This is a genomic window from Bacillus salipaludis, assembly GCF_030938565.1.
GTDB lineage: Bacteria > Bacillota > Bacilli > Bacillales > Cytobacillaceae > Neobacillus > Neobacillus salipaludis_A.
The window spans coordinates 1552501-1565752 of record NZ_JAVGVR010000001.1 but is presented as its reverse complement, the minus strand read 5'-3'; the positions used below and the strand labels follow the sequence as shown (position 1 = coordinate 1565752).

Here is a 13252-nt window from a genome sequence, read left to right as displayed (position 1 = left end):
AAATGCATTAACGGCTGTTTAATACTTCGGCAATATGCAGCACTTTTACCGGTTTCCCCAATCGTTCCATCCTGCCGCCGATATTCATCAAGCAGGCTCCGTCCGCTCCCACCAGGTACTGTGCTCCGGTTTCTTCTACGTGCCGGACCTTCTCATCGACCATCTGCTCCGAAATTTGTGCCATTTTAACTGAAAATGTGCCGCCAAATCCGCAGCATTGTTCTTTACCAGGTAATTCGGTGAACTGTAAGCCTTTAACATTTCTTAACAAAATCATAGGCGGTTCTTTTACGCCTAGTAATCTGGTCATGTGGCAGGAAGTATGATACGTTACATTGCCTACAAATCTTGCACCGACATCTTCTATTTTTAAAACCTCGACGATAAATTGTGTCAGCTCATAGGTTTTGTCTGCTAATGCCTTTGCCTTTTGCTCCCATACAGGGTCGTCTGCAAAAACATGAGGATACTCATGGAACATAAAAGCACATGAACCAGATGGTGAAACTACATATTCGGCGTCACTAAACGTTTCAATCATACGTTTCATGGCTTCTTTTGATTCCTTCACATAACCGCTGTTGTATGCAGGCTGACCACAGCAGACCTGCGATTCCGGGAATTCCACTTCACATCCAAGTCTTTCAAGCAGTTCAACCGTTGCCTTCCCCACATTGCCTTGGAACATATCGACGATACAAGTTGCAAAAAGAGTAACCTTCATTTTTCTCTTCCCCTCAAAAATAAATTCTGTCACTATGTTTATAAAACTAGTTAACCGGTCATCTGATGACTGAATAATTTATATTGTACATCTTACACCAAAAGTATCAAGTTTAGAAAGGGCTTTCAAAAAAAAAGTCCTTTTTTATCTGATTGAAAAATGCAAAAAAGGGCCCCTCAACTATTATAGGAACCCTTTTTTATCAGTATTTTACTCCCTATTAAACTTTGTTGTATGTTGGAAATACTTCCCTAGAATAGCATCGACATTTTCAAGGTGAATCAGCATGTTGGTCCTTGCTGCCTCTTTGTCCTGTGCTTTAATTGCTTCATAAATGGCCAAGTGCTCCCTATGTAACTGCTCAATGGTAGTTTCTTTTGAAAACAACCAAACCCTGCGCGTTTCCCTCATTGTTTCTACCATAAGCTCAGAAACATGGTTCATTAAATTCAGCAATAATCGGTTTTGGGCAGCTTCGGCAAGCGCCATGTGAAATTGTAAATCTGCCGTTTCACCAAGTTCTTCATCACCTTTTGCTTCAAGCATTGCTTCAAGAGCAGCCTCCATCATCATTAAATTCTGATCGGTTCTTCGCTTTGCCGCAGCAGCTGCAGTCCCGCTTTCAATAATTTTCCGCACTTCTACTAATTCTGCAATATCTTCCTGGTTCATTAAGATAGCAGTTGATAATGGAAAAGTAATTTGATCTGGTTCAAATTCCTTTATATAGGTCCCTTCACCCTGCTTCATTTCGACAAGTCCCATTGCCCGTAATGAGGTTAATGCCTCACGTATGGCCGAACGTCCTACCTGAAAATTTTCCGCAAGCTGTTGTACAGAGTCAAGCTTATCCCCGGGTTTAAGCTCCTCAGACCGAATCATTTCATAAATAGCTTCGGTAACCTCTTCATATATTTTTTTAGGTTTGATTTTTTTATAATTCATTCCAGTGCCCCTTTATATAATTCATCAGCTTTGACACGCACTTTAATTATACCTATTTTCATATGATTTGCATCTACTTCAAAATTTTATGGGCGATTTTTATAAAAACCATAGTAAAAAATACTGTTGTAATTTTTAAAAAATATTAATATAATCTTTTCTATCACCATGTTGAACATCTAATCATCTGATGACCACATCATCACTTGTAAGCGATTACTCTATTTGTAAAGTGGGTGGTAATTTTTTCTTTGAAAATGCAACGCTATAACAAAACCAATTAAGGGAGACTATGCCAATGACATTTACCCAAAATTTTACTGCAGTAGGAAACAATCTAGCACTCACCGCGATTGTTGCATTAATACCCATTCTTTATTTCTTCTGGGCCTTAGCTATTAAAAGAATGAAGGGCCACATTGCCGGCCTGACTACACTTATACTTTCTATTATTATTGCTGTTATTGCTTACAAAGTTCCTGCCGAAATGGCCGTCATGTCGGCTACTCAAGGGGCTGTTTACGGCGTTCTGCCGATTGGCTGGATCATTGTTGCCTCCGTATTTTTATACAAGCTAACCGTAAAATCGGGCCAATTTGAAATCATTCGCCATTCTGTCTTATCCATTACTGAGGACCGGCGTTTGCAAGCATTGTTGGTAGCGTTTTCGTTTGGGGCGTTCCTTGAAGGGGCAGCAGGATTCGGTGCACCGGTTGCAATTTCCGCTGCACTATTAGTTGGTTTGGGATTTAATCCGCTATATGCTGCTGGGATTTGTTTAATTGCGAACACAGCACCGGTTGCGTTTGGCGCCATTGGTATTCCAGTTATTGCGATGGAAGGGCCTACCGGTATTGCCGCAAAAGAAATTTCAAAAATGATCGGTCGTCAGCTGCCATTTTTATCAGTGTTTATTCCATTTTATCTTGTATTTATTATGGCTGGTTTTAAGAAAACGATGGAAGTATTGCCGGCAATTCTTGTATCAGGGTTTGCATTTGCCATTACACAATACTTAACATCTAACTTTTTAGGACCAGAACTGCCTGATATCTTATCAGCACTTGTTTCGTTGTTTGCTTTAGCTATTTTCCTAAATTTCTGGAAGCCAAAAACGATTTTCCGTTTTTCGGCAGAACAAGAGCTTGCCGCTGCTGTTACCATTTCTTGTAGAAAAACAAATGAAGTTCACTATACTGGGGGACAAATTTTTAAAGCTTGGTCACCATTTATTTTGTTAACAGCAACCATTTCACTTTGGGGAATTCCGACGATCAAGCTTGCATTAAGCGGGCATTATGAAGGGGCTAATGCTATTCTAAAGGCTATTAATTCAATTGGACATGCTTTAACCTTTATGCCGGAAGTACCATTTGTCCATAACAAAGTGATTAGTAAAGCCGGGGCAGTACCGGCACCCGCCTTTTACAAAATTGAGCTATTGGCAGCCGCTGGTACTGCGATTTTAATTGCTGCAATTATCACGAAGTTTATTATAAAAATGTCATGGAATTCTTGGGTGCAAACATTTGGGGAAACATTAAATGAAGTAAAGTACCCACTGTTAACGATTGCTACAGTTGTTGGTTTCGCCTATGTGATTAACGTTGCCGGAATGAGTACAACTCTTGGATTAGCATTGGCAAAAACAGGACCAATCCTGTTCCCATTCTTCTCACCTTTCCTTGGATGGCTGGGGGTTTTTATAACTGGATCGGACACATCGGCAAACGTGTTATTCGCCAATCTGCAAAAAGTTACCGCCGAATCGATTGGCATGAATCCCATTTTGGCACTTGCAGCTAACTCATCCGGCGGAGTCACAGGTAAAATGATTTCACCACAATCGATTGCCGTTGCCTGTGCAGCCGTAGGACTTGCCGGTAAAGAATCCGAGCTGTTCCGCTTTACAATCAAACATAGTATTTTCCTAGTCATTATTGTCGGAATCATCGTTTGGCTACAAAATTCAGTTCTTAGTTTCATGATTCCTTAAAATATTGAAAAACTCGAGAGGCTCTTTCCTTATTGGAATCAGCCTTTCGAGTTTTTCATAAGAAAAGGGTTCTCATTTTTGCTATAATTTAATTTGAATATTATTAATATTCAAATAGCGTTATTGGAGGGAAAAAGCCCAAAATTTTAAAAATTTACCGCTCTATAAATCTTTAATTATTAAGGAGAATTAGATATGGAAAGTAGAATAAAAAAGATTAACAAAGTTTTAGTTGCAAATCGTGGGGAAATTGCAATCCGAATTTTCCGTGCCTGTACCGAGTTAGACATTCGAACCGTTGCCATTTACTCAAAAGAGGATAGCGGCTCTTTCCACCGGTATAAAGCAGATGAAGCCTATTTAGTTGGGGAAGGAAAAAAACCAATTGATGCTTATCTGGATATTGAAGGAATTATTAAAATTGCAAAGTCCCATGAAGTTGACGCTATCCACCCGGGCTATGGATTTCTATCAGAAAATGCTGAATTCGCAAAACGTTGTGAAGATGAAGGAATTATTTTTATTGGTCCAAAATCAAAACATTTAGAGATGTTCGGGGATAAAGTGAAGGCCCGCCACCAAGCGATTCAGGCTAATATTCCAGTAATTCCTGGAAGTGATGGTCCTATTGAGAGCCTGGAGGAAGCGAAAACTTTTGGGCAAAAATATGGATATCCGCTCATGATCAAGGCATCTCTTGGCGGAGGCGGCCGTGGAATGCGGATTGTACGAAGTGAAGACAGTTTAAAAGAATCATATGATCGCGCCAAATCTGAAGCAAAAGCCGCATTCGGAAACGATGAGGTTTATATTGAAAAATTTGTGGAAAATCCCAAACATATTGAGGTACAGATATTAGGTGACCATAATGGAAACGTTGTTCATTTATTTGAACGTGATTGTTCCGTCCAACGCCGCCACCAAAAGGTTGTGGAAGTAGCTCCAAGCCTTTCATTGCCTGAAGACTTGCGGCAAGCTATATGTGAGGCTGCTGTTCATTTAATGAAAAACGTTTCCTATCTAAATGCTGGAACAGTAGAGTTCCTTGTTACAGATGATGAATTCTTTTTTATTGAAGTAAACCCACGGGTACAGGTTGAACATACGATTACAGAAATGATTACCGGTATTGATATTGTTCAGTCCCAAATAATAATTGCGGCCGGCTATTCTCTTCATAGTCATGAAGTGGGAATTCCTAGTCAAGAAAATATTCAGGTACACGGTTATGCGATTCAATCGCGTGTTACTACCGAAGATCCTTTGAATAACTTTATGCCAGATACAGGAAGAATCATGGCCTACCGTTCAGGCGGAGGGTTTGGGGTACGTTTAGATGCAGGAAATGGATTCCAGGGAGCAGTCATTACCCCCTTTTACGACTCCCTTCTTGTAAAAGTAACAACTTGGGCCCTAACCTTTGATCAAGCTGCGGCAAAAATGGTCAGAAATTTAAAAGAATTCCGGATCCGTGGAATCAGAACCAATATTCCGTTCCTCGAAAAAGTGGTAAAGCATGAGAAATTTCTAAAAGGTGAATATAATACATCGTTTATCGATTCTACACCGGAGTTATTCATTTTCCCGAAATCGAAAGACCGTGGGACAAAAATGCTCACTTATATTGGAAACGTAACGGTGAATGGTTTTCCGGGAGTGACTAAAAAGGATAAGCCTCTTTTTGAAAAACCAACATTACCTAGGATTAATCCATTTGAGCCAATTCTAAACGGAACAAAACAAATACTTGATGAAAAAGGTCCAGAAGGAGTCGTAAATTGGATTAAAGAACAAAAGGAAGTTTTATTAACCGATACAACTTTCCGTGATGCCCATCAATCATTGTTAGCCACTCGTGTTCGAACAAATGACTTGCTGCGAATTGCCGAGCCGACTGCCCGTTTAATTCCTAATTTATTTTCTGTTGAAATGTGGGGTGGTGCGACATTCGATGTCTCCTACCGCTTTTTAAAGGAGAATCCATGGGAACGCTTATTAAAGTTGCGGCAAGCCATGCCGAATATGTTGTTCCAAATGCTTCTTCGTGCATCAAATGCTGTCGGTTATAAAAATTATCCGGATAATGTAATCAAAGAATTTGTTAACAAGTCTGCGGAAGCAGGTATTGACGTTTTCCGAATCTTTGACAGCCTCAATTGGGTAAAAGGAATGGAACTGGCGATTGATGCAGTAAGAGATAGTGGAAAAATTGCAGAGGCAACCATGTGTTATACGGGTGATATTTTGGATCCGTCTAGAAGAAAATATGATTTGGATTACTATAAAAATCTGGCAAAAGAGCTGGAACAATCAGGAGCACATATATTAGGAATTAAGGATATGGCTGGTTTGTTAAAACCACAGGCTGCGTATGACTTGATTTCCGCTTTAAAGGAATCGGTTGAGATACCGATCCATTTACACACCCATGATACAAGCGGCAATGGACTATTTATGTACGCAAAGGCAATTGAAGCAGGAGTAGATATTGTGGATGTTGCGGCAAGCTCTATGGCTGGACTAACATCACAGCCAAGTGCAAATTCTCTCTATTATGCTTTAGAAGGACATTATCGTAAACCGCTTATTGACATAAAGGCATTGGAGCAGATTTCTTATTATTGGGAAGAGGTTCGCAAATATTACGCAGATTTTGAGAGTGGCATGAATGCTCCTCATACCGAAGTATATGTTCACGAAATGCCAGGCGGACAATATAGTAATCTACAGCAACAAGCAAAAGCTGTAGGATTGGGAGACAGATGGGATCAAGTAAAAGAAATGTATTCCCGTGTAAATCAGTTGTTTGGCGATATTATAAAAGTAACCCCATCCTCAAAAGTTGTTGGGGACATGGCCCTTTATATGGTACAAAATAATATAACGGAAGACGATATTTTTGAACGCGGGGAGACACTTGATTTTCCTGACTCAGTTATAGAATTATTTGAAGGCTACCTTGGCCAGCCTTATGGGGGATTTCCTAAAGAGCTTCAACGTATTATTTTAAAAGGAAAAGAACCAATAAATGTTCGCCCCGGAGAACTCTTGGAGCCTGTAAACTTTCAAGAAATTAAAGAGATGTTGTATCGTTCATTAAAACGTCCTGTGACAAGCCACGATGTGATTGCCTATGTCCTATATCCAAAGGTGTTTATGGAATACCATCAAACAGTCGAGAAATATGGAGATATTTCCGTTCTTGATACGCCAACGTTTTTATACGGAATGCGCCTAGGCGAACAAATTGAGGTGGAAATTGAAAAAGGGAAAACCCTTTTTGTCAAACTCATTTCCATTAGCGAACCGAAACCGGACGGGACTCGCGTGCTTTATTTTGAACTAAATGGTCAGACACGTGAAGTTCTTATTAAAGACGAGAATATTAAAACGACTGTTCAAGCAAAATTGAAAGCAGATCCTGGAAATAAAAGCCATATTGGAGCTTCCATGCCAGGTAACGTTCTGAAACTCCTTGTTGAAAAAGGACAAATAGTTTCAAAAGGTGATCATCTCATGATTACAGAGGCCATGAAGATGGAGACAACTGTTCAAGCACCATTCAGTGGTACAATTAAAGAGATTTATATAAATAATAACGATACGATTGAACCCGGTGATTTATTACTTGAATTATCAAATTAAAAAATCTTAAATCTCCTATCCCGTCGATAGGAGATTTTCCCCCTTCTATTCTCCTTCAATACATTATTTGAAGGCAACTACTCTATCATTTCATTCAATCACTTTACAATTCTGAGATTATCAAAAACTGATAGAAATTTGATAGTTGAATAATCAAAGACAAAATAAAAAGTCAACATTGAAAATGTTGACTTAGACTGTCGACAAATCCTAAAATTTCGGTTTGCCTGCATTGAAAATCGTTCCAAAATATGTTTCCCTCTTATATCTTTCAAGCTCTTTTCTTTAAGCGTGCTGCAATTGGGATTACAATGATACCGGCTAATACGACCTGCATAATGTTTCCTGGGACGGATCCGAATGGCTGTACCCAGTTACCGTAAAGAATCACTTCGGCAAAATAGTAGCCCACAACTTTTATAATAAGTGCAACCGCAATGGCCAGTGTGCTTGCAAGGACTCTATTGCCGGTTGACTTTTCAGATATGAGACCAACTACAAAGCCCATTGCACCAACAATGACAAATGTGAACGGTGACCATATTGCCCAACCAGATACAATATCAAAAAGACCCATTCCGAAGGCGCCTGCGATAGCTCCTGTTTTTTTGCCGTAAACCAAGGCTGCTAGAAAAAGAGGCACATTCCCAAGATGGATTAAACCACCGTTACCCATTAATGGCAGCCTTATGTTTATGAACATTGTTGCGACAAAGGTCATTGCGATGAAAAGTGCGTTTATGACGATGGCCTTTGTTTTAGTTGATTCTGTTTGTACGAATGTTGAATTCATATGCTTTCCTCTTTCTTTATTTAATATAAAATAAATTGCACAGGTAAAGATTCTGATAAAAACTGATTTACAAAGCCTTTTTTTATATTAAAGTCTTTTAAAAAAAAACATAGCTGAACTTGTCATATTCCATTTTATCTTCATAAAAACGATGAGCATCTCCCCGTTGTAAGCCGGATGAGAGTGAGACAATCCCAAATCCATTCTCTTTTGCCCATAGATGGACAAAATTTAAAAGTTTTTTTCCATACCCTTTCGACCGCTTTTCTTCATCTGTCACTAAATCGCAGACCCAAATGGACCTGCCATTATATAAGGTGATCATGGGCATAAATCCTGTTACAGCAACAATGTTTTCGTCTTCATATAAGGCCGCTAATTGATACCCCTCTTTTTCCACAGCTTCCTGAACCAATTGAAGAAAACTTGCTTCATTTAAATGCGCCCGCAGCTGTTTCATTATTGGAAATGCTTCTTTAATTTCCTGTGAATTTTTTAATATCCTTATTATTGTTCTTGCCATCTTCCCCCATTCCCTTTAAGGATCTTTTAACAATATTAAATCACAATCTGGTATAATCAAAAGTACCAGTTTTGATAAATTTAATGGTTCCAGAAATAGACTGGAGGATAAAATCATGATTGAAATCACACCCGTTTTGGATAATAGCATGAGTAAACCGCTGTATTTACAGTTGGCCGACTACATTAAAGAAGAAATCTCATCAGGTAGAATAAAACCGAAAGAAAAATTACCGTCAAAAAGAAGTTTATCTAATTATCTTGGTTTAAGCCTTAACACCGTGCAGTCTGCCTACGATCAGTTATGTGCAGAGGGATATTTAGAAAGTAAACCCCGAAAAGGACTATTTGTTACGCCATTTGAAGATGACCTATTCTCAAGCCAGGATTATCCTCAAAAAATGGAGGTAATCAGTGATCATGTACCACAAGAAATTGCTAAAATTGATTTCAATTCAGGCCAAGTGGATTTAGAAAACTTTCCAAATACCGCATGGCGGAAATTGACGATTCAATCTTTGGATCGGGGAGAGTTGTTCTATAATGGAAATCCTCAAGGAGAACTGTTACTCCGCGAGCAAATTGCAAAGTATTTATTTGCCTCCAGGGGGGTAAAATGTTCTGCCCAGCAAATTATCATTGGAGCTGGGACCCAGTTTCTAATCGGATTATTGTGCATGTTACTAGGAAAAGGCCAAACCTATGGACTGGAGAATCCTGGATTTCATCGAACGAAAACAGTTCTACAAGATTTCGGGGCGAACACGATTTTTATCCCACTTGATGAAGATGGATTGAATATACAGGAACTGAATAGTAGTAATGCTAGTGTTGCTTATGTGACTCCCTCTCATCAATTCCCTTTTGGAATGGTAATGCCGATATCACGAAGGTTGGAATTGTTAAAATGGGCGGAGGAAAAGAATGGTTATATCATTGAAGATGATTATGACGGTGAATATCGCTATAAGGGAAAGCCAATTCCTTCGTTGCAAGGGTTGGACCAAAAAGGACGGGTGATCTATTTAGGGACTTTTTCCAAGTCTTTAATACCTTCAATCCGGATCAGTTATCTCGTTTTACCGCCGAATTTGTTAAAGAAGTATCACGACCGCTATACCATTTATAAGCAAACGTCCTCCCGATTGCATCAGGATACCCTTTATCGCTTTATGAGTGAAGGTTATTGGCAAAGTCATTTAAATAAAATGAGAACCCTTTACCGCAAGAAGCATGTTGTTTTAATGCAGTCGATTAAAAATTTTCTTGGGGACAACGTGCTTGTCATTGGTGAAAATTCTGGGCTTCATATTGTCTTGGAAGTAAAAAACGGGATGGGGGAAGAGCAGCTAATCAGAAAAGCCTTAAAGGTTGGGGTAAAGGTATATCCCTTATCGGCCTATTATTATTCTAAAGGAAGCTTTGGTTCTCGGGTCTTACTCGGTTTTGGCGGTTTATCCGAATCTGAAATTGAAACAGGAATTCAGTTATTAAAAGAGGCATGGGAGCTTTAGGAGATTGGTTTATGATCTTAGATTTGGACTGGATTTAAGCTTTCCTTCTTCTCCTGTCCGAATATGCTTTTATATAAGAAAATTCATAAATAAATCCGGCGCTATTCGAAATGGCGCCGGATTCTTTTTTTACTCCAAATGGAATCCTTTGCTTTCAACAAATTCTCGCATATGAACTCTTCTTTTATTTTCCATAAAATGAGCCATTGATTCAGTCCAGTTGGTTTGTTTGTTATTGGTAGAGCGCTGCTGATAATATGTATTCATGGTTTGATCATACTCGTCAAGCAGACTTTCATATTTCTCCGTGTTATATTGATTTTTGTGGAGAATCGCATCTAATGGCAATCTTGGTTTTACCTCGTTCCTTTCGGCAGGAACCCCTAAGCATAATCCAAATATCGGAAACACTTTGTCAGGAAGACCAACAAGCTTGCTAATAGGATCGGGATTATTCCGAACACCGCCAATATAACAGCCGCCATATCCAAGTGATTCTGCTGCTGTAATGACATTTTGGGCAATCAGGGCAGTATCGATAATTGCAACCATAAAATTTTCTAAATTATCGTGTTCAATGACGATTCCATGCTTCCTGCCGGCCACTTCCAGGCGTTTTAAATCTGCGCAAAATATGAAGAAATCTGAAGCATTACTAATATGGCTATTTTTTGCAAGTTCAGCTATTTTGTCTTTTTTCTCCTTGTCTGTAACATGAATGATGGAATAAGCCTGGACAAAATGGGAGGTAGCCGCACCCTGTCCTGATTTAAGGATTTCCAATAAATGTTCTTTTGGGATTGGTTCCGCTAAATACTTGCGGACAGAGACGTGACTTTGCATCACCTTAATTGTTTCCGATATATTCTTAGAATATTTCATATAAACTCATCCTTTTCTTCTAATTAGTTTTATTATAACCTATTAGAAGAGAATGAATATCCTTCCAGCTCCTACAAGCCTTAAAGAACATTTTCTTGCTAGAATCCCTTCAAAATGTTCTGCATCTCTTTAATCTGATTTGTTCAATATGATTTTCATCAAACGACAAAAAACGGCCTGACAAAATAGTCAAACCGTTGCTGCGACTGTGTTTCTAACACTGTCTGTGATACCGGTGGTCGGGGTCGAACCGACACTCCTTGCGGAACACGATTTTGAGTCGTGCGCGTCTGCCAATTCCGCCACACCGGCGTGTATAAAATTTTAAAGCTAATGCCGAGGACCGGAATCGAACCGGTACGGTAGTCACCTACCGCAGGATTTTAAGTCCTGTGCGTCTGCCAGTTCCGCCACCCCGGCGAAATCTTATTCTTCTAATTCTCCAATCTCAACACAATCTGTAAAGATGGAGGCGGCAACCGGATTCGAACCGGTGGATAAAGGTTTTGCAGACCTTGGCCTTACCACTTGGCTATGCCGCCATAATTATTGGAGCGGAAGACGGGATTCGAACCCGCGACCCCCACCTTGGCAAGGTGGTGTTCTACCACTGAACTACTTCCGCAAATTGGCTGGGCTAGCTGGATTTGAACCAACGCATGTCGCAGTCAAAGTGCGATGCCTTACCGCTTGGCTATAGCCCAATAGTATAATAAATTTACCACTTATTCAATAAAAATTAAATGGGGCGACTGATGGGAATCGAACCCACGAATGTCGGAACCACAATCCGATGCGTTAACCACTTCGCCACAATCGCCATAATGAAAATAATTGGCAGGGGTAGTAGGAATTGAACCCACACCAAAGGTTTTGGAGACCTTCGTTCTACCTTTAAACTATACCCCTAAAATGGTGGAGGGGGACGGATTCGAACCGCCGAACCCGGAGGGAGCGGATTTACAGTCCGCCGCGTTTAGCCACTTCGCTACCCCTCCACATTTGAAAGTTGAGTTGTCAGCTTAAGGTGCCGACGAGAGGAATTGAACCCCCAACCTACTGATTACGATTCAGTTGCTCTACCAATTGAGCTACATCGGCGTATCTTTTAAAAATTAAAGGTGGCTCAGGACGGAATCGAACCGCCGACACAAGGATTTTCAGTCCTTTGCTCTACCGACTGAGCTACTGAGCCACTTAAATGGCGGTCTGGACGGGACTCGAACCCGCGACCTCCTGCGTGACAGGCAGGCATTCTAACCAACTGAACTACCAGACCAAATTGCGGAGGCAGGATTTGAACCTGCGACCTTCGGGTTATGAGCCCGACGAGCTACCAGACTGCTCCACCCCGCGATAACAATATGGTGGAGGATGACGGGATCGAACCGCCGACCCTCTGCTTGTAAGGCAGATGCTCTCCCAGCTGAGCTAATCCTCCATATTAATGACAATTGTTTTCACTACTGTAAAAAACTTTGGTGACCCCTACGGGATTCGAACCCGTGTTACCGCCGTGAAAGGGCGGTGTCTTAACCGCTTGACCAAGGGGCCATTTTAGAAAAATTTTAATGGCGGAGAGCAAGGGATTTGAACCCTTGAGACAGGGTTACCCGCCTACACGATTTCCAATCGTGCTCCTTCGGCCACTCGGACAGCTCTCCATTAAAATGGCTCCGCAGGTAGGACTCGAACCTACGACCGATCGGTTAACAGCCGATAGCTCTACCACTGAGCTACTGCGGAATAATTATATAACAGCCTGGCAACGTCCTACTCTCACAGGGGGACAGCCCCCAACTACCATCGGCGCTGAGAAGCTTAACTTCCGTGTTCGGTATGGGAACGGGTGTGACCTTCTCGCCATTATTGCCAGACTATTTATCAGACACTATTTTATTATAATGTCTTTTTGAGATTTTTCAAGAGGTAAATTTATTTTTTTTCATTCCCTCAAAACTAGATAATACAGAAGAAGTTTCAGTAAAAACGAGTTCACCTTAAGACTATGGTTAAGTCCTCGATCGATTAGTATCAGTCAGCTCCACATGTCACCACGCTTCCACCTCTGACCTATCAACCTGATCATCTTTCAGGGATCTTACTAGCTTGACGCTATGGGAAATCTCATCTTGAGGGGGGCTTCATGCTTAGATGCTTTCAGCACTTATCCCGTCCGCACATAGCTACCCAGCGATGCCTTTGGCAAGACAACTGGTACACCAGCGGTG

The 13252-nt window shown here is 40.6% G+C and carries 8 protein-coding genes, 16 tRNA genes and 2 rRNA genes (1 of these 26 cut by a window edge); 3 read left to right on the top strand and 23 right to left on the bottom strand.

Going from position 1 to position 13252, the window contains the following annotated elements; translation table 11 throughout:
* Positions 1–7: 7 nt before the first annotated feature.
* Positions 8–724, bottom strand: a complete 717-nt coding sequence (gene lutA, locus RCG21_RS07610; RefSeq protein WP_133338602.1) for a lactate utilization iron-sulfur protein LutA — start codon at positions 722–724, stop codon at positions 8–10.
* A gap of 210 nt (positions 725–934) precedes the next feature.
* Positions 935–1669 (bottom strand): FadR/GntR family transcriptional regulator, encoded by a 735-nt coding sequence (locus tag RCG21_RS07605; protein ID WP_133338604.1) that lies wholly within the window; start codon positions 1667–1669, stop codon positions 935–937.
* A 298-nt stretch (positions 1670–1967) separates the two neighbouring features.
* Between RCG21_RS07605 and RCG21_RS07600 the strand changes: the two genes are divergently transcribed.
* Together RCG21_RS07600 and pyc are read left to right on the top strand one after the other, a co-directional pair.
* A complete protein-coding gene (locus RCG21_RS07600) occupies positions 1968–3665 on the top strand; it encodes an L-lactate permease (protein ID WP_133338606.1) in 1698 nt (565 codons plus the stop codon).
* A 195-nt stretch (positions 3666–3860) separates the two neighbouring features.
* Positions 3861–7310 carry a pyruvate carboxylase gene (gene pyc, locus RCG21_RS07595; RefSeq protein WP_133338608.1) on the top strand — a complete coding sequence of 1150 codons (3450 nt, stop codon included), beginning with the start codon at positions 3861–3863 and terminating at the stop codon, positions 7308–7310.
* A 271-nt stretch (positions 7311–7581) separates the two neighbouring features.
* Here the strand turns inward: pyc and RCG21_RS07590 are convergent, their stop codons facing one another.
* Together RCG21_RS07590 and RCG21_RS07585 are read right to left on the bottom strand one after the other, a co-directional pair.
* Positions 7582–8103 carry an ECF transporter S component gene (locus tag RCG21_RS07590; protein ID WP_133338610.1) on the bottom strand — a complete coding sequence of 174 codons (522 nt, stop codon included), beginning with the start codon at positions 8101–8103 and terminating at the stop codon, positions 7582–7584.
* Between the two features lie 97 nt (positions 8104–8200).
* A complete protein-coding gene (locus RCG21_RS07585; protein ID WP_133338612.1) occupies positions 8201–8626 on the bottom strand; it encodes a GNAT family N-acetyltransferase in 426 nt (141 codons plus the stop codon).
* Between the two features lie 115 nt (positions 8627–8741).
* Between RCG21_RS07585 and pdxR the strand changes: the two genes are divergently transcribed.
* Positions 8742–10139, top strand: a complete 1398-nt coding sequence (gene pdxR, locus RCG21_RS07580) for a MocR-like pyridoxine biosynthesis transcription factor PdxR (RefSeq protein ID WP_308913038.1) — start codon at positions 8742–8744, stop codon at positions 10137–10139.
* Positions 10140–10268: 129 nt separating this feature from the next.
* Here pdxR and nfsA read toward each other — a convergent pair whose 3' ends face one another.
* The 19 genes from nfsA to RCG21_RS07485 form a co-directional block, all read right to left on the bottom strand.
* Positions 10269–11003 carry an oxygen-insensitive NADPH nitroreductase gene (nfsA, locus tag RCG21_RS07575; RefSeq protein ID WP_133338618.1) on the bottom strand — a complete coding sequence of 245 codons (735 nt, stop codon included), beginning with the start codon at positions 11001–11003 and terminating at the stop codon, positions 10269–10271.
* A 248-nt stretch (positions 11004–11251) separates the two neighbouring features.
* Positions 11252–11333: transfer RNA gene (locus RCG21_RS07570), tRNA-Leu, on the bottom strand.
* A 22-nt stretch (positions 11334–11355) separates the two neighbouring features.
* Positions 11356–11441 (bottom strand) — tRNA-Leu (locus RCG21_RS07565).
* Positions 11442–11488: 47 nt separating this feature from the next.
* Positions 11489–11563, bottom strand: a tRNA-Cys gene (locus tag RCG21_RS07560).
* Between the two features lie 8 nt (positions 11564–11571).
* Positions 11572–11646: transfer RNA gene (locus RCG21_RS07555), tRNA-Gly, on the bottom strand.
* 4 nt (positions 11647–11650) lie between these two features.
* Positions 11651–11725 (bottom strand) — tRNA-Gln (locus RCG21_RS07550).
* Positions 11726–11765: 40 nt separating this feature from the next.
* A tRNA-His gene (locus RCG21_RS07545) sits at positions 11766–11841 on the bottom strand.
* A 15-nt stretch (positions 11842–11856) separates the two neighbouring features.
* Positions 11857–11930: transfer RNA gene (locus RCG21_RS07540), tRNA-Trp, on the bottom strand.
* Positions 11931–11934: 4 nt separating this feature from the next.
* Positions 11935–12019, bottom strand: a tRNA-Tyr gene (locus tag RCG21_RS07535).
* 30 nt (positions 12020–12049) lie between these two features.
* Positions 12050–12122 (bottom strand) — tRNA-Thr (locus RCG21_RS07530).
* A 21-nt stretch (positions 12123–12143) separates the two neighbouring features.
* Positions 12144–12216: transfer RNA gene (locus tag RCG21_RS07525), tRNA-Phe, on the bottom strand.
* 7 nt (positions 12217–12223) lie between these two features.
* Positions 12224–12300 (bottom strand) — tRNA-Asp (locus tag RCG21_RS07520).
* Between the two features lie 3 nt (positions 12301–12303).
* Positions 12304–12377: transfer RNA gene (locus RCG21_RS07515), tRNA-Met, on the bottom strand.
* Between the two features lie 9 nt (positions 12378–12386).
* Positions 12387–12462: transfer RNA gene (locus RCG21_RS07510), tRNA-Val, on the bottom strand.
* A gap of 38 nt (positions 12463–12500) precedes the next feature.
* Positions 12501–12575, bottom strand: a tRNA-Glu gene (locus RCG21_RS07505).
* 18 nt (positions 12576–12593) lie between these two features.
* Positions 12594–12685, bottom strand: a tRNA-Ser gene (locus tag RCG21_RS07500).
* Positions 12686–12692: 7 nt separating this feature from the next.
* Positions 12693–12767: transfer RNA gene (locus tag RCG21_RS07495), tRNA-Asn, on the bottom strand.
* Between the two features lie 14 nt (positions 12768–12781).
* A 5S ribosomal RNA gene (gene rrf / locus RCG21_RS07490) occupies positions 12782–12898 on the bottom strand.
* A 131-nt stretch (positions 12899–13029) separates the two neighbouring features.
* Positions 13030–13252 (bottom strand): 23S ribosomal RNA (locus RCG21_RS07485) (it continues 2716 nt past the right edge of the window).